18 protein-coding genes are annotated in these 16,129 nt (G+C 37.6%); 4 read left to right on the top strand and 14 right to left on the bottom strand.

Annotated features, from left to right (window positions below; genetic code table 11):
* Positions 1-55: 55 nt before the first annotated feature.
* A complete protein-coding gene (locus AC3Z9T_RS18850) occupies positions 56-922 on the top strand; it encodes a phosphoribulokinase (RefSeq protein WP_490127652.1) in 867 nt (288 codons plus the stop codon).
* A 68-nt stretch (positions 923-990) separates the two neighbouring features.
* Here AC3Z9T_RS18850 and AC3Z9T_RS18845 read toward each other — a convergent pair whose 3' ends face one another.
* Complete coding sequence (locus AC3Z9T_RS18845) at positions 991-1,395, bottom strand: OsmC family protein (RefSeq protein ID WP_490127624.1); 405 nt, start codon at positions 1,393-1,395, stop codon at positions 991-993.
* A 298-nt stretch (positions 1,396-1,693) separates the two neighbouring features.
* On the opposite strand from AC3Z9T_RS18845, the gene crp reads away from it, so the two are divergent.
* Positions 1,694-2,326 (top strand): cAMP-activated global transcriptional regulator CRP, encoded by a 633-nt coding sequence (gene crp / locus AC3Z9T_RS18840; protein ID WP_004923862.1) that lies wholly within the window; start codon positions 1,694-1,696, stop codon positions 2,324-2,326.
* Between the two features lie 240 nt (positions 2,327-2,566).
* The gene (locus AC3Z9T_RS18835) at positions 2,567-3,361 is read left to right on the top strand and encodes a hypothetical protein (protein WP_490127623.1); all 795 of its coding nucleotides are present in this window, start codon (positions 2,567-2,569) and stop codon (positions 3,359-3,361) included.
* Positions 3,362-3,414: 53 nt separating this feature from the next.
* Here AC3Z9T_RS18835 and AC3Z9T_RS18830 read toward each other — a convergent pair whose 3' ends face one another.
* The 12 genes from AC3Z9T_RS18830 to ppiA form a co-directional block, all read right to left on the bottom strand.
* Positions 3,415-4,602 carry an MFS transporter gene (locus AC3Z9T_RS18830; protein ID WP_490127622.1) on the bottom strand — a complete coding sequence of 396 codons (1,188 nt, stop codon included), beginning with the start codon at positions 4,600-4,602 and terminating at the stop codon, positions 3,415-3,417.
* Positions 4,599-5,399, bottom strand: coding sequence for a helix-turn-helix transcriptional regulator (locus tag AC3Z9T_RS18825; RefSeq protein WP_490127621.1), 801 nt, complete (start codon positions 5,397-5,399; stop codon positions 4,599-4,601). The genes AC3Z9T_RS18830 and AC3Z9T_RS18825 overlap by 4 nt, the downstream gene beginning before the upstream one ends.
* 176 nt (positions 5,400-5,575) lie before the next feature.
* Positions 5,576-6,793, bottom strand: a complete 1,218-nt coding sequence (argD, locus tag AC3Z9T_RS18820) for a bifunctional acetylornithine/succinyldiaminopimelate transaminase (RefSeq protein WP_490127620.1) — start codon at positions 6,791-6,793, stop codon at positions 5,576-5,578.
* Between the two features lie 129 nt (positions 6,794-6,922).
* On the bottom strand, positions 6,923-7,498 hold the full coding sequence (locus tag AC3Z9T_RS18815) for an aminodeoxychorismate synthase component II (protein ID WP_490127619.1): 576 nt from the start codon (positions 7,496-7,498) through the stop codon (positions 6,923-6,925).
* A gap of 653 nt (positions 7,499-8,151) precedes the next feature.
* On the bottom strand, positions 8,152-8,832 hold the full coding sequence (locus AC3Z9T_RS18810) for a poly(ADP-ribose) polymerase family protein (RefSeq protein WP_490127618.1): 681 nt from the start codon (positions 8,830-8,832) through the stop codon (positions 8,152-8,154).
* 419 nt (positions 8,833-9,251) lie between these two features.
* Positions 9,252-9,686, bottom strand: a complete 435-nt coding sequence (agaF, locus tag AC3Z9T_RS18805) for a PTS galactosamine/N-acetylgalactosamine transporter subunit IIA (protein ID WP_490127617.1) — start codon at positions 9,684-9,686, stop codon at positions 9,252-9,254.
* An 11-nt stretch (positions 9,687-9,697) separates the two neighbouring features.
* Positions 9,698-10,591: a PTS system mannose/fructose/sorbose family transporter subunit IID gene (locus AC3Z9T_RS18800; protein WP_490127651.1), complete on the bottom strand. Its 894-nt coding sequence runs from the start codon at positions 10,589-10,591 to the stop codon at positions 9,698-9,700.
* Entirely contained in the window at positions 10,581-11,360 is a 780-nt protein-coding gene (gene agaW, locus AC3Z9T_RS18795; RefSeq protein ID WP_490127616.1) for a PTS N-acetylgalactosamine transporter subunit IIC, read from the bottom strand. Before agaW ends, AC3Z9T_RS18800 begins: the two co-directional genes overlap by 11 nt.
* A 1-nt stretch (position 11,361) precedes the next feature.
* Positions 11,362-11,853, bottom strand: a complete 492-nt coding sequence (gene agaV, locus AC3Z9T_RS18790) for a PTS N-acetylgalactosamine transporter subunit IIB (protein WP_490127615.1) — start codon at positions 11,851-11,853, stop codon at positions 11,362-11,364.
* A gap of 74 nt (positions 11,854-11,927) precedes the next feature.
* A complete protein-coding gene (locus AC3Z9T_RS18785) occupies positions 11,928-12,692 on the bottom strand; it encodes a hypothetical protein (RefSeq protein WP_490127614.1) in 765 nt (254 codons plus the stop codon).
* Between the two features lie 35 nt (positions 12,693-12,727).
* On the bottom strand, positions 12,728-13,501 hold the full coding sequence (gene agaR, locus AC3Z9T_RS18780) for a transcriptional repressor AgaR (protein ID WP_490127613.1): 774 nt from the start codon (positions 13,499-13,501) through the stop codon (positions 12,728-12,730).
* Between the two features lie 386 nt (positions 13,502-13,887).
* Positions 13,888-14,460, bottom strand: coding sequence for a peptidylprolyl isomerase A (gene ppiA, locus AC3Z9T_RS18775; protein WP_140179621.1), 573 nt, complete (start codon positions 14,458-14,460; stop codon positions 13,888-13,890).
* A 580-nt stretch (positions 14,461-15,040) separates the two neighbouring features.
* Here ppiA and yihA point away from each other — a divergent pair.
* Complete coding sequence (yihA, locus tag AC3Z9T_RS18770) at positions 15,041-15,652, top strand: ribosome biogenesis GTP-binding protein YihA/YsxC (protein ID WP_490127612.1); 612 nt, start codon at positions 15,041-15,043, stop codon at positions 15,650-15,652.
* A gap of 115 nt (positions 15,653-15,767) precedes the next feature.
* On the opposite strand, the gene spfP is transcribed toward yihA, so the two are convergent.
* Entirely contained in the window at positions 15,768-15,815 is a 48-nt protein-coding gene (gene spfP / locus AC3Z9T_RS18765) for a small protein SpfP (RefSeq protein WP_438361642.1), read from the bottom strand.
* Between the last annotated feature and the right edge of the window lie 314 nt (positions 15,816-16,129).

Here is a 16,129-nt window from a genome sequence, read left to right as displayed (position 1 = left end):
GTTTCGCTCATGGCTTGGCTTAGCATGGACGCAAGCGCAACACAGGGAGTCCATGATGTCCAAAAAGCATCCAATCATAGCAATTACAGGGTCTAGTGGTGCTGGAACCACCTCGACTAGCCAAGCGTTTCGTAAAATATTCCATCAATTAAATATCCAACCAGCCACCTTAGAAGGTGATAGCTTTCATCGCTATACTCGACCTGAAATGGATATGGCAATCCGTAAAGCAAGGGAGCAGGGTCGCCACATCAGCTATTTCGGCCCTGAAGCGAATGATTTTTCCTTGTTAGAACAGACACTATTAGAATATAGCCAACAAGGTAGTGGGAAATCGCGTAAATACCTCCATACCTACGATGAGGCTGTTCCCTATGGTTTACAGCCGGGAACCTTTACCCCATGGGAACCTTTGCCACCTAATAGCGATATCTTATTCTATGAAGGGTTGCATGGTGGTGTGGTCACGCCTGAAAACAATGTTGCTCGCCATGTCGATTTATTGGTTGGTGTGGTGCCCATCGTCAACTTGGAATGGATCCAAAAACTCATCCGAGATACGACAGAGCGAGGGCATTCACGAGAAGCCGTGATGGATTCTGTCGTGCGCTCAATGGGTGATTATATTAATTACATTACCCCACAATTCTCACGTACCCATATTAATTTCCAACGCGTACCTACTGTTGATACTTCAAACCCATTCTCAGCTAAAGCCATACCATCACAAGATGAAAGTTTTATTGTCATCCGGTTTAGGGGGCTTGAGCAAATTGATTTCCCTTATTTACTTTCTATGTTAAGCGGCTCATTTATTTCAGCAATGAATACTATTGTGGTGCCGGGAGGGAAATTAGGGTTAGCAATGGAATTAATCATGACCCCAATTGTTGAGAAGTTAATTAAACAAAAGAACGACTAATTATTGATAGAAAATGCTTATTTTAAATAAGCATTTTCTATTAAAAAAATAATACATTTAATAAAAAATTATTGAGTTTTAATTTCAAAACTGTGAGTGACTTTCACCGCTTTTTCTAACATCAAAGATACAGAACAATATTTCTCAGCAGAAAGCTGAACTGCACGTTCAACCACTTTTTCCGTTAAGTCAGTTCCTGTGACAATAAAATGCAGATTAATGTGAGTAAAATAACGAGGTGCTTCATCGCGACGTTGCGAGGTTAATTTAACTTCACAGCCGCTCACATTATTACGGCCTTTTTGTAAAATAGATACCACATCAACCGAGCTGCATCCACCTACCGCCATTAATACCATTTCCATTGGACTAGGTGCTTTATCGCCTGAATTACCATCCATCATTATCTGATGACCTGATGCTGACTCACCTAAAAAAGAAAGACCTTCAACCCATTTAACTCTCGCTTCCATTATTGTATTCCCTCTGAAAAAGTTTGTACAAACGATAACATTGTTACATAAATGCTTTCAATCAAGTAGCCACTTTAAGCAGCTGAAGCGATAAAGCCGAGACTTTCTAAGTTTATTATGTTACAAACAAATTATCACCTGATAGGGGTAAGATCAAAACTCAGGGTTTCAATTGATTATATTATAATGTTGGTATTAACTTTCATTATGGTTAATATGCTAAGATAGTGACTTTAAAAACCAGCTGTTTGGTCATGGTTGACCAGATGGTTGGATTAACATACAGAGGATAACGCTAATGGTTCTCGGCAAGCCACAAACAGACCCTACTCTTGAATGGTTTTTGTCACACTGCCATATTCATAAGTATCCATCCAAGAGCACGCTGATCCATCAGGGTGAAAAAGCAGAGACTCTTTACTATATCGTTAAAGGTTCAGTGGCTGTTTTAATCAAAGATGAAGAAGGCAAAGAAATGATCCTCTCCTATTTGAATCAGGGAGACTTCATTGGTGAACTAGGGTTATTTGAAGAAGGGCAAGAACGTTCTGCCTGGGTAAGAGCAAAAAGTGCCTGCGAAGTCGCTGAAATTTCTTACAAAAAATTCCGTCAGCTTATTCAGGTTAACCCTGATATTCTTATGCGCCTTTCAGCGCAAATGGCAAGCCGCCTACAAACTACATCTGAAAAAGTGGGTAACCTCGCTTTCCTTGATGTGACTGGCCGTATTGCCCAAACACTACTTAATTTAGCAAAACAACCTGATGCAATGACGCATCCGGATGGCATGCAAATCAAAATTACACGCCAAGAAATCGGCCAAATTGTTGGTTGTTCGCGTGAAACGGTTGGCCGTATCTTGAAGATGCTAGAAGATCAAAACCTGATCTCAGCACACGGTAAAACTATCGTCGTATACGGTACTCGCTAGTTTAACATCTCGGCCTAGCCTGTTGCTGGGTCACGTAGTGAATGGCTTGGTGTCTCAGATATCAAGCCATTTTTCTATTTGGCTAAGCTTATATTATTTACCACACTGAACAAAAACAGGCAGAAAACCCAACCAAAAATATAATTTAAGTTTTAACTAATATCGTTCTTTTATATTCTTTTTCATCATAATAAAACAAAATTCCTAATAATTTTCCAATAATTATTAGAGATTTAATCAATGAAAGAACTAAGTCCAATCAATAACTCGTATATTAATAAAACCATGGGTTATCATAATCAGATGCTATCTAATAGCCCTTTACAACAAAGTACAAAGAATGAATCTTGTCATATAAAGCAGAGCAAAGAAGAAGCTCGACAGCGTTTCTTTGCATATATGTCTCAAATCAGTTCAACTCAAGTAGCATCGCCATTCACAACAAAATTCGGCAACAATGCATTTAATCAGCCTCAAACTCAACTATCAGGTAAAATGGCAGCTCCACTTAAGGATAATACGCAATCTAAGTCAACCTCTTCACGTTCAAAATTCACTATAGCTGATACAGTAGATCGTATAACTCAGTTACAAAATCGACTCAAGCCATCACAAAATTCCAACGCGACCCCCTCAAATAGCCAATTACTAAACGCTTCTTTTAAACCTTCTCCCATTAAATTGGTAGAAAAAGGTATTGAAAGTGCAGCATTAACTCATCAACCCGCTTTGCAAGATACATTTATTAGTACACGATATATTGGAACACTAAAATCCAGCAATCCCAATAAGTTAACAATACAAGAAGAAAAAGCACCTATAAAAAAATATAAAGGAGATATCCTTTTTCATAATAACTTAGCTTCTGTTGATGATAGCTATGAAAAAACATTCAACACACCACTACCAACAATACCAGAGAAACCCTATAAAGAGCTGATGGCGGAAGAATTAGCGCCTATTACTAGCAAATTAAAAATTGCAACCGCACCTGAATCTAAAAAATATTATCAGCTAACATTTTTAGATGAATAATTTCTAAATTATCAAAAAACCTCAAAGAGGATTATCCTCTCTGAGGTAAATAACTATTCTAATTGGTAATTTTTAGTTAATGACGCTGATAGAAATAGTGTCAAGCCACATAAAGCAATAAAGCCCCCCACGTACGCAATATTGATACCCACCAAATAACTAATTACTAAGGGTGTGACTCCACCAACAAACGTGGTTGCTAAATTATAACCAACGGCAAGAACGACAGTTTGACCACCACAAATTGGGACAAGCGTCGCTGATAGATTACATAATATCATTGCTCCATTTATTATTATAAGTAACTGAGCAATAGACACTAAAATCATCACTCCACTGCTCATCGCAAAATATAATGGGATAGAAAGTAGTACCATACCTATTACACCCAATTTGAATGTCTTTTGTGGAGAACTGTATTTGTCAGTGAGCCATCCACAAATCAGCATAAAGGCTAATAAAAGACTTGATAATACAATGGAATAAATGCTTTTAAATTCGCCGAGTTGTAAATGTTCACTTAATATCGAGGATGAGATATTTTGCGAGTAAAACGTTGCTGTCCCAGGTACCGTTAATAAAAATATTTGTAATATTTTAAATCCACCCATTGTATGATTGCATTTTTCTGCCCTTGGCTGATCGGGTAATTTTAGCCTGAACCAAAAACTAATCGCGATATTTATCAAGCCTAACAGTAAAGGGATACGCCAACCAATTGACTGCATCATTTCTACGGTTAATGTACGTTCTAAGGTTAATACAACAGCTAATGAAATAATCACCCCAACTATTGAGCTGCCAACAGTCAAGGAAGAAACTTTAGCGCGATCTTTTTCAGGTACATTATTTAATAAATAAGTCGCTAATGATGGATGCTCACCACCAAAGCTAAAAGATAATATCAGTTGTAAAATTAAAATCGCAATAGGGGTATAGGAACCTAATAACTGAATCGGCAATGCTGCCATACATAAGGTCGCGGTGCCGGTGAGTAAACTGGTAAAGACTAAAGCGGGCTTTTTACCCACTCGGTCGGCATAGCGGCCAATCACATAACCGCCAATGGGCCGAGCTAGAAAGCGTAATGCAAATATGCCCCACACCATCTCTGTTGCTGAAGAGTAGCCCAGCAGCTCTAATTCTGCACTTAAATACACGGATATTGCAGCAAATACCGCAATATCATAGTATTCTAAGGTATTCCCTGCTACCGCCCCTAATCTGAATTTCCATTTCATTTTTTATTTCCTTGCTGAGTTTTTGGAAAGTTAATTAATGTATCTAAGCAGGCTAATGTAATGCCACGTTCTTTAAACACTTTAAATAAACCACTCGGTGATGCATGCGGGCAACCAAGCTTCTCTTTAATATTGATGATGCGTTTATGTTCAGAGTTCTCGGAGCACCCGTGTATAGCACTAATTTCCTTAATTCGGCATTGAGCAAGTAGCATACGAATAGTTAACATTTCCTTACGGGTAAAACGTATACCACCAAATTTCATATGACCATGGATATCAATGGGTTGTTGTTTTATTTCTTGATTTTCAGATTGTAATTCAACGGTAGGTAATATAATGTTTTCTCGCATTGGCAAAATCATACCTTGATGTTGCTGCCATAATTTGTTCGCATAGTCAGATATAACTGGTGAATATCCATAAATGGCAAATATATCATTAGCAGATAAGTCTCTCTTCACATTAATTGATACTATTTCAAACACATCTTTATTTTTAGAGCAAAAATCAATTTTTATATTTTTTTCAGATTTAGATAAAGTGTTTGCATATACTTTTGAATAGTTACTCCAGTATTGTATCCCTGAATTTAATCTTTCACTTAAATGTAAGTCTAAGTCATCATCCCAATACATCAAGAGCCATTCATAGTTGCTACACAAAACATTAACTTTCTTTTTTTTCATATCAACATTAACAAAAGAAAAATCAATATCATTCCAATCAAAACAATTCAAAAAGTCTTCTTTAAAACTAAAACATCCTTTTTCTAGAGAAATACTTTGAATATCCATTATTATCTATCCCATACTTTATTTGTGAAATGTAGAAATATACATTTACCATATAAAAAATAGGATGAGAATACCATTTCAGACTTAAAACAAATATTTAAAAACATGATTATTTAATAAATTGGAGATTAATAAATAGCTCTCAAAAAGATATATTTCTTATTGAGAGCTAAAAATTAATTATTGAGCAGTTTTTCAATCGCTTTATTTAATTTAGTCATACCACTGTTAATTTCTTCTTCTGCAATAATTAATGAAGGTGTAAAACGTAATACATTTGGCCCTGCATTCAACATCATTAATCCTTCAACAGCACAAGCCTGTAGAATATCTTTAGAACGATCTTTTAATTTACCTTTTAGCTCAGCACCAATGAGTAACCCCATTCCCCTGATTTCAGAAAAAATATCATATTGCTGATTGAGTTTATTTAAATGAGATACAAATAATTCACGGCGCTTAGCAACGCCATCAAGGACTTCTTTAGTGTTAATAATATCAAATGCAGCATTACCGACAGCACAGGCCAGTGGGTTGCCACCATAGGTAGTACCGTGAGTCCCCGGCCCCATGACTTGAGCAATTTCATGGGTCGTTAGCATAGCACTAATCGGGAAACCACCACCGAGCGCTTTTGCCGTTGTTAAAATATCAGGTGTCACACCGTAATGCATATAAGAGAACAACTGCCCCGTACGCCCCATACCACTTTGTATTTCATCAAAAACTAGCAAGGCTTGATTATCATCACATAACTGACGAACACCTTGCATAAACTCTTGCGTTGCAGCTGTTACGCCACCTTCACCCTGAACGGGCTCTAGAACCACAGCGCATGTATTTTCATCGATAATCGCTTTCACTGCATCAAGATCATTAAAAGGTACATGGATGATATCAGCAGGTTTTGGGCCAAAACCATCTGCATATTTAGCTTGCCCCCCAACTGATACGGTAAAAAGGGTACGCCCATGAAATGCTTGTTTAAACGCGATGATCTTAGTTTTATACGGATTGTATTTGGTGATTGCATAATGACGCGCTAATTTAAAAGCGGCCTCATTGGCTTCCGCACCTGAGTTAGCAAAAAAAACACGTTCCGCAAATGTGGCGTCAGTCAGCTTTTTTGCCAAAACCAAGGTGGGTTCATTAGTAAAAATATTACTCAGATGCCACAGTTTTTCGCTTTGTTCGCGAACTGCTGCAACTAAAGCAGGATGGCAATGACCCAATGCGAGAACTGCAATACCACCAGCAAAATCAATATATTCTTTACCTTGCTGATCCCATACTCGGCTGCCTTCTCCGCGCACAGGGATAAACTCAGCCGGAGAATAAATAGGTAAAATGACCTGATCGTAAGTCTGACGATCCACAGCTTGTTGTTGTTTCATACCCCTCACCTGCTTTACTTGATGCTAAAGTGAAAATATAAGCATTAAATATGAATAAAAAATCACAAAAGCGCAATAGCTAAGCGAGTGATGGGGTAAAATTTATTTTTTTCGTTAAATAAATAATATCTAGTATTTTAGAAAATTATTTAATAATTCATGTCCTTGCTCACTCAGAATACTTTCTGGATGAAATTGAACACCTTCAATAGGTAAGGTTTTATGACGTATCCCCATAATCTCATCAACATCACCATTATTCAGTGACCATGCAGATACATCAAAAGATGCGGGTAGTGTATCCGCAGCAATAACCAAAGAGTGGTAACGAGTGACTGTTAATGGACGATTAAGCCCTTTAAAGACCCCTTGATGATTGTGATGAATAGCTGATGTTTTCCCATGCATCACTTCTCTTGCTTTTACTACTTTTGCACCAAAAGCTTGCCCAATAGCTTGGTGACCGAGGCAAATACCTAAAATAGGGATTTTACCTGCAAAGTATTTAATGGCCTCAAGAGAGATCCCCGCCTCATCAGGCGTGCAAGGACCCGGTGAGATCACAAGGTGTGTAGGCGAAAGCGATTCTATCTCTTCGATAGAAATTTCATCATTCCGTTTAACCACAACTTCTGCACCTAACTCACAAAAGTATTGATATAGGTTATAGGTAAATGAATCGTAATTATCAATAAGTAAAAGCATAATAGCCTATCCGACTGATTTTTATCATTATACTCATCATCGTTCCAGTTACAGCGCTTTATGTTGAATCGCCTAGCTGCATCTAGAACTCTTTAGAGTCAATATATTATATGCCCACGCACAATTTCCTACTCCTAGCAATCAGAGCACTAGCCAAAAAGCAGCAAAAAGTAATAAGGGGCGGCTATCATAACACAGCCGAGGCAGGAAAATAGCCTATTTAAGTCAAGTAATCTGATTTACCTAAGCCATTTTCCATATGAAAATCAGGGGATTATATTTACATCCTTATAACAAATCATTATTGATTATAAAAATGATAAAAAACTAACTCGATTTACATTCAAAGAGTTAAGCAATACCTTCTGCAAGTATCACTTATATTCATACATTTAATTTGATTACAGTAAGATAGAGCTCCCGAATAACATCATTGAGCAGATCTTGGGAGCTTGAGCCACAGTATCAGCCCCCTGTTGTAAGCCCTCTTTGGTCCCGTAAAAGGGATAAAGTTTCGGGTTGACTTCATAGATATTGTATTAAATATGTGAGAAAGCACCTTAATTTAGCGCTCTTTCGTAGCTCAGTCTGATGCCAAGCTGAAGCACAATGACCTGACAGAAAACTCGACGGTTACAGCTTACAACCACTATTTAAACATCTTTATGATTTGGCCATTTTTTCATACCACTCAGCAGGTCTTCATTACTCACGCTGTATAGTGATGGTAATATAGCAAGGTCTTGATATTTTAATGGTGAAATAACCATTTCCAAGTCATACATGTTTGTTTCTAGTCCATGATTGGCGTCACTATCTTGTACTCTTCTATCTCCATTAGGATCTCCATCTGATGATTCAACACCCCAGGCTAGATCTCGGCCAAGTTTAAATAAATCAAAATTTTTAGCGTATACTCTAACCAGCTCAGATTGCCCTCTTTCGCCTTCGTAACGAGGAATTTCATATTTAGGCGGTTGCGGATCGCCTGATTGTGTTGATGAGTCTGCGTAATCACTCGCTTTTTTAGGTGATCTTGCAATATAGAACCCGCTTCCCTTAGCCTCACCGTCACCTGAGCCACAATAGATTGGATTTAATCCCTCATCCAACATGCTATGAAGGTTTCTCGTGTTGGTACCGTGGTATCCAATAAATGTGTAGCCATTCTCTACAAGTTTTCGATCGGCATCCCTGATGCTATCAATAGATCGACTTGATAATATGTCATCAAAACCCAACTCTTTGGCCATGCATATTGGCTCAATTGGGTTAGACTTTATTTCCGCCAAGCCTAATTTAGGCAGGAAATTAGTTGGGTAGCCCGTAATCATAAATAAAATCTCCATTTTTTGGACGTGTTTTAAATAAGCTAAGACGGTGTTTTTAAGATCCTCACCTCATGAAACCTATCGCACATTTATCGGGAGAGAACCTATCACCAAGTATCGGTTTTGGCATCTGGGCTAATTGTTTTGATTTTTAGTAAAACCATGATAATAGCCTCATTTGCTGTTTGCTTTTTATACCAAAAGATCAACACGCTCTAGCAAAAAACGATAAAGGGCTGGCATCATAATACCGTCGAGACAGGGAAATAGCCTATTTAAGTCAAGTGGTCTGATTTACTTAGGCTATTTTCCACATTAAAATCAATTTGTTACACTTTCATTCTTATGATGAATCTTTATTAATCATAGAAATAATGAAAACTTAACTCAATTTATATTCATACATTTAATTTGATAGCAGTTTAAATACCATCGAGATTACCAATAAAATGCCTTTCACGCTGTTGCTCATGCCATAGACTGGTTAAACCACGGTATCCACACTCCAATGCTTTATCTCTGAACTCAGCGGCTGACATCTCACTTCGCTCTAGTATCATTTCAGTAACCATCTGCATATTGGTTCCTGTTATGACTTGGTAATTTGTATTTTCCAGCGCCATTAACGATGCTAATCGAAATGGTGATCCCCCTAATAAATCTGTTAAAAAAACAACTCCCTCACCTTGGTCACAGCGCTGACTCGCCATTTTCAATGCTTGTTGAAGCGTATTGGTACTCATTCCCTCTGGAAAATCGATAGCAACACACTGTTCCTGTGCACCCATAATTTGTTCGATTGCCTGTAGCAAGCCGCTAGCAAAGCCCCCATGCCCTGCAATAACAATACCTAACATTGGAAAACTCCTTATAAAAAGCCAACCAATTTACCAAGTACACCCAACACCACCGTAATGCCGATTAATTTCACCGGTGAAAAACCTTTTTTCATTAACCAGTACACCAGCAATGTAAAACCTAACGGCATGATATTCGGCATTAGTTTATCTAACACATCGGTCTGTAAAGCCACTTTAGCTTCACCCGCCGTTATGACTAATGGTGTAGAAAGATTCACATAAGAGGCAACTAACGCGCCAATCACTGTCATTCCGACAATAGCTGCAACATGAGAAATATTTTTTGTATGAGTTTTCAATAATAAGATCGCTTCAGTTCCAGCACGATAGCCGTAATGTGCCAGTCCAAAACGTAATGCAAAATGCACAATGTTAAACATGAGTAAGAAAATAATTGGGCCAAGTAAACTACCTTGTAAGGCTAACGATGCCCCGATACCCGCGCAAATAGGTAGTAAAGTGAGCCAAAATAACGCATCACCAATTCCCCCTAAAGGCCCCATTAAAGCAATTTTAACGGCACGGATCGTTGATATTTTTTCTTTACTGCGCTCCATAGCTAACACTAAGCCAGATAAAAATGTCACATTAAATGGATGCACATTGATAAATTCCATATGCATTTTCATGGAGTTTGATAGATCTTCAGGATTGTTATGAATTTTGCGCAATGCAGGAAGCAATGTGTAGAGCCAGCCACCCGCTTGCATTCGTTCATAATTAAATGATGCTTGCAGTAATAATGAACGTAGAGCCATAACATTAATATCACGGTTAGTGAGTTCAGCGGCTAGCTCACTATCAAGGTAATCATCATGCTCAACTTGGCTAGTTGCCATTGCTTGAGCCATTCGTTGTTCTGCTTTTGCCGCCAGAGCTTCATCGCTGTCATTAAATGCCATCATTAGTCTCCTGAGCAACATTAAGTGCGCCGCCATTATTATTGTGATTACGTGTACGATTGAAGAAGTCGATCAATGCGATGGCAAATGCACCGAGTGCGACCGCAATAATTGGCATATTCAAGAAAGTGACAGAGATAAAACCAAGAATAAAATAGGCTATGTAAGTCTTTTTCATCATAATTTTCATTAATAATGAAAAACCGATAGCAGGCATCATACCTCCAGCAACAGCAAGGCCATCTAATAACCATTGAGGTGCTTTTTGTACCATGGTACCTGCAGCCTCAGCACCAAAGTAGATAGGTAAAAACGCAACTATAAAATAGAAAGAAAACAAAATAAGAATGCTGAAATAATTCACTATTTCAATGCCGCGCCAATTAAGTTTTCCGACCATTTCGTCGCATTTATGCATCATTGGGGAGTAAAGCGTAAACAATAAGGTAATGCAACCTTGAACGGCAATAGAAAAAGGCACTGAGATACCAATGGCCACTTTCGCGTCTGCATGCGTCATAATGGCAAATGCCGTCCCTATGATACCGCCAATCACAACATTTGGCGGCTGAGTTCCCCCAAGAGGCACCATCCCCATCCAAACAAGTTCTAAGGTACCGCCAACTAATAGCCCTGTCTGGACATCACCTAAAATTAATCCAACTATTGGCCCCATCACTACAGGCCGATGAAGGTGTGTTAAGCCATTAAGTAAATCGATTCCAGCAATCCCTGCAACTATAGCAATAAGTACTGCTTCAGCTAACATACTAACGTCCTTGTTTAATTAGCTTTAAAACATCAATACCTGTTTCATCAGGCACACGGCGAATTTCACAATTGATCCCTAGTGTTTCTAATTCGCAGAACACATTAATATCGATATCATCTACAGAGACCGTTTTATGAATTTGTTTTTTTCCTTCAACAAAATGCATATTGCCAATATTGACAAATTTAATGGGAACCCCACCTTTCACTAGAGTGAGGACATCTTTTGGGCTTTTACAAACGATAAAAATTTTCTGTCGTTCAGCCGCTTTATGGATCACATCTATGGTTTTTTGCAATGTAAAATAGCGAGTTTGTACGCCATCAGAAACCACCATATCCATTAGTGCTTGAGCCACAGGATCGGCCGCTACCTCATCATTAGCGACAACAACTAAGTTAGCACCGATAGAATTTGTCCATGTCACACCAACTTGCCCATGGATCAATCGGTTATCAATACGAGTCATCAATATATTTGGGATTGACATGATTTCTCCTATTATGATTTGGATATTCTATCAACAATTTAGCTATCTTTAGCTGCTTATTAAAGATTATTATATTAACCAATTAGCTCATCTAAATAAGCAGAAGTTATTCCTTTTGTTTTTAATATATGAAATAAACCACTAGCTGATGTAAATGAGCAACCTAATTTTTCTTTTATACGTTGAATACATTTCTGTTCAGATATTAAAGAACATCCATGATAAGCACTAATTTCTTTTAATTTATATTGTGATAACAAAAGTTTAATTGTGATGATTTCCTTACGCGTTAAACGAACGTCACCAAACCGCATATACCCATGAATACTTAGTAGGCTAGGTACTAATACATTGTCTTTTTGAGATCTGCCAGAATTTATAAAAGTATCTGTTTTAATATTAAATGTGGTTTTTTTATTCTTATTCCATATTATGAATGCATAGTCTGCAATGATAGGCTTACACGTATACAGCGTCATTATACTTCCTATTGGAAGTTTATTCACATAACCTATAGAAAATATTTCATACACATCGCCATATTTAATACAAATATCTATTTTATCCCTATACAATTTACTTATCATTTTTTTATAAAACTCAGGGTAATCGCTCCAACATTTAACACCAAGAGTTATTCTTTCCTTAAACGTCAGTCCAAAATCATTTTCACATAAAGTAACAACCCAATTATAATTATTAGATAGAATATTTATCTTTCCTCTTTTAACATCAATTCTTACATACTCAATATCAACATCATCCCAATTAAAATAATTAGAGAATTTATCTTTCATATCAGAACACATGGTTTTAATTGCATTTATTTCGCTCTTCATATAAAGAACCTTGTAAGTAAATTAAAATTGATTTTTTATTCATCAACAACGATGACATCTACACCTACTGAGGTTAAAGATTGATAATAATGAGATGGAATACGGCAATCTGTAATAAGGCGGTGTATATTAGTTGCTTTACGTATAAAACAAAGACTTTTTCGACCAAACTTAGAACCATCGGCAACAACAATAATTTGATGGGCAACTTCACACATAACACGATTAAGATTAGCTTCACCACTATTTGGAGTCATAATTCCAGAATCAAGATCAAAACCATCGACGCCAAGAAATAATGTATCGAAACGATATTGTAATAATTGTTTTTCCGCAATCGAACCATCTATTGAATAAGAATCTTTCCGAACCTTGCCCCCAAGAAGCATAACCTTGATATTGTCAAAATCGACTAACTCATAAGCAATATTGAGCGCATTCGTCATGACAACCAAATCACGGCGAGGTTTTAAAAAAGGAACAATTTCTGCGGTTGTTGAGCCCGAATCAATCAATAATGCATCACCATCCTTCACAAATTCAGCCGCTTTTTGTGCGATACGGATTTTAATGTCTCGATCCATTCTCCCCTTCACTTGTAATGGCCTATCAAAAGCAAACTTATGATTTACCATCGCACCACCGTAAGAACGCAAGGCACAGCCTTTCTTTTCGAGATAACGCAGGTCATTACAGATTGTGACACTCGACACACTGAACTGCTTACTCAATACATCGACACGAACGCTGCCTTTATGACACAGTATATCCATAATACATTCACGTCTTTTTACTGTATCCATACTCATCGTATTCATTCCCTTATTATCGCTGTCCACACCACCGCTGCTTGTTTTTAATTAAAACAAAGTCAGTTAAAGAGAAATGTGACCTTTGTTAAATTTCACTTTCTGAGCAAATTATCCCTAAAATGCTTTCATTTGCCGCTGAAATGAAAGGTATATCTTTCTTTTCATTCACGCTTTATTAACCTAACTGCTTATTACAAACCAGTATTCGCTCTATCAAATAGACTTACAACGAAATCTCTCTGAAAAATGTAAAATGGGTTATTTTCAAATTGCTCAGTGAGCAAGATCACAAAATTAAATTTAGGCAACAACACGAAGGGGGCTGTGATAGATAAAAGAGAGGTGAGTGAGTAAACACAAGCAGTCTACCCACTCATCAAAGACTATGGCTTTTTGATTACTTCAGCTGAAATAATTGAAATAGGTTCAACCGGTACGTTTTGATATGGGCCGACGTTTTCTGTTTTCACTTTAGATATTTTATCCACAACGTCCATGCCTTTTACAACCTTACCAAAAACGGCATAACCAAAGTCACGTTGGCCATGATCTAAGAAAGCATTATCGGCAACGTTAATAAAAAACTGGCTGGTTGCACTGTCTTTATTCGCGGTACGCGCCATAGAAATCGTTCCACGCAGGTTACGTAAGCCGTTGTCAGCTTCATTTTTAATTGGGGCACGAGTCTGTTTTTGCTGAAGATCTTTGTTAAAACCACCGCCTTGGATCATAAAACCAGGAATAACACGGTGGAAGGTGGTTCCGTTGTAATAACCTTCATTAACATATTGAAGAAAGTTTTCCGTCGTTACTGGTGCTTTTTTATCATTCAATTCTAATTCGATATTGCCCATCGAAGTAACTAACTTCACGTAAGTTTCACCCGCTGCGAGTGCAAGAGAAGATGCGCTGATAGCACAGACTGCCAGTAAAGGCACAAAAATTCGTTTTAACATTCAAGATCCCTTTCGCTATAGCTAATGCTAATGACTTAATTATACTGTGATTGCTCCCCCACCTTTCGGTGTGAAGCTTCCCACTTTCTAAGCCGCTGCTGGTATTCCCCAGTCTGATACAGCCTAGATGGGCAGTCACGACGTATCCGCCGTATTGCTTGTACTATAAAACACGAAGCCCTCTGCTTCAACGTTCTAGATCCCAGCCCATATTGAGCAATCGTTCACGGTGAATATGGCTAAATAACCTGCTGTACAGCAAAGATAAGCCGTCGAAAACAATTATTCATCAATAACTAGCCAACAATTCCACTATTTATTATCTGTTGAATAATACATGCATCGATTCTAGAGCGAAGCTAACTATATTGCTGAACATTTACCTTTATTTACGCCAAATCATCTATCTATCGCCAAATATAGTCCAATTTCTACAAATACTCACTGCTTTATATTTTAAATAAGTTGAAATGGTGAACATCACTCAAGTCAAAAAGACATGACCATTTTAGCTTTGTTTGTCTGCCACCTATGGCTATAATCCCTGAGCCTCAAAAGGTAAACTCAGGGAGAACAACCAATGGCAATTAAAAATCATAATTATCACATGGCAAAATTTGTCATCAGTGCACCCGATATCCGTCATCTACCCAAAGATACAGGTATAGAAGTTGCCTTTGCAGGCCGCTCCAATGCAGGTAAATCTAGTGCACTAAATGCGCTTACCCAACAAAAAAGTTTAGCTCGTACCAGTAAAACCCCTGGACGCACACAGCTCATCAATCTATTTGAGGTTGAAGAAGGGATCCGTTTAGTTGACTTGCCAGGTTATGGCTACGCAGAAGTTCCCGAAGAAATGAAGCGTAAATGGCAAAAAGCACTTGGTGAGTACCTACAAAAAAGGGAATGTATCAAAGGACTGGTCGTACTGATGGATATCCGCCATCCGTTGAAAGATCTGGATATGCAAATGATCGAATGGTCTATCGCGATGGAGGTTCCAGTTTTAGTGCTACTCACTAAAGCCGATAAACTTGCCTCTGGCGCCAGAAAAAAACAGCTAATGGACGTTCGACAGACTCTTGAGCCGTTGGGCGGAGATGTTGAAGTTGAATACTTTTCTGCACTGAAAAAGATTGGTATTGATAAATTACGTATCAAACTGGATAGCTGGTATAGCACGCAAGTTTAATTTCAATTTCTTTCCTTGTGCGTCAATTGGCGCACAACGGCAAATTTACCTTGAAAATCACGAATTTTAGATAAAAAAATGCTCCAGTCAAAATTTTGACTGGAGCAGCTAATATTCAGCTAAATCCGATTACGTGAAGTAAAAGGTCTGAAAGATAGAACATCTTACCTCTGTACCCTACGCCGTATACTTTACTTGATTCTTTGCACAAAAAAAAGCTTTTATGTAATTTTTTTTCAATGCTTACTACGATTCAGCGAATAAAATATCGATTTTCTCACCAAGAAACGTATTTTTATTACATATTTATGAGAGCCATGTCGCATTAGTATGTAATGTAAATTTTTTGACTCGATAAGTATAACTATCTTAAATTGGGTAAAAATCGAACTTTTATTCATAATTTGAATAAAAATACATTGATAAAAGATTGCATTAACAATAATGATAACGAGAAATTATGACAGTTTTATCGCA

The sequence above is a fragment of the Providencia sp. 6390 genome, from assembly GCF_058148425.1.
Note: the sequence above shows the minus strand (reverse complement) of the source record. Positions and strands in the feature narration are given on the sequence as shown.

Bases quoted from the DNA above. Each gene is read 5' to 3' on its own strand.
- AC3Z9T_RS18850 (WP_490127652.1), top strand. From the start codon at position 56: ATGTCCAAAAAGCATCCAATCATAGCAATTACAGGGTCTAGTGGTGCT.
- AC3Z9T_RS18845 (WP_490127624.1), bottom strand. From the start codon at position 1,395: ATGGAAGCGAGAGTTAAATGGGTTGAAGGTCTTTCTTTTTTAGGTGAG.
- crp (WP_004923862.1), top strand. From the start codon at position 1,694: ATGGTTCTCGGCAAGCCACAAACAGACCCTACTCTTGAATGGTTTTTG.
- AC3Z9T_RS18835 (WP_490127623.1), top strand. From the start codon at position 2,567: ATGAAAGAACTAAGTCCAATCAATAACTCGTATATTAATAAAACCATG.
- AC3Z9T_RS18830 (WP_490127622.1), bottom strand. From the start codon at position 4,602: ATGAAATGGAAATTCAGATTAGGGGCGGTAGCAGGGAATACCTTAGAA.
- AC3Z9T_RS18825 (WP_490127621.1), bottom strand. From the start codon at position 5,399: ATGGATATTCAAAGTATTTCTCTAGAAAAAGGATGTTTTAGTTTTAAA.
- argD (WP_490127620.1), bottom strand. From the start codon at position 6,793: ATGAAACAACAACAAGCTGTGGATCGTCAGACTTACGATCAGGTCATT.
- AC3Z9T_RS18815 (WP_490127619.1), bottom strand. From the start codon at position 7,498: ATGCTTTTACTTATTGATAATTACGATTCATTTACCTATAACCTATAT.
- AC3Z9T_RS18810 (WP_490127618.1), bottom strand. From the start codon at position 8,832: ATGATTACGGGCTACCCAACTAATTTCCTGCCTAAATTAGGCTTGGCG.
- agaF (WP_490127617.1), bottom strand. From the start codon at position 9,686: ATGTTAGGTATTGTTATTGCAGGGCATGGGGGCTTTGCTAGCGGCTTG.
- AC3Z9T_RS18800 (WP_490127651.1), bottom strand. From the start codon at position 10,591: ATGGCATTTAATGACAGCGATGAAGCTCTGGCGGCAAAAGCAGAACAA.
- agaW (WP_490127616.1), bottom strand. From the start codon at position 11,360: ATGTTAGCTGAAGCAGTACTTATTGCTATAGTTGCAGGGATTGCTGGA.
- agaV (WP_490127615.1), bottom strand. From the start codon at position 11,853: ATGTCAATCCCAAATATATTGATGACTCGTATTGATAACCGATTGATC.
- AC3Z9T_RS18785 (WP_490127614.1), bottom strand. From the start codon at position 12,692: ATGAAGAGCGAAATAAATGCAATTAAAACCATGTGTTCTGATATGAAA.
- agaR (WP_490127613.1), bottom strand. From the start codon at position 13,501: ATGAGTATGGATACAGTAAAAAGACGTGAATGTATTATGGATATACTG.
- ppiA (WP_140179621.1), bottom strand. From the start codon at position 14,460: ATGTTAAAACGAATTTTTGTGCCTTTACTGGCAGTCTGTGCTATCAGC.
- yihA (WP_490127612.1), top strand. From the start codon at position 15,041: ATGGCAATTAAAAATCATAATTATCACATGGCAAAATTTGTCATCAGT.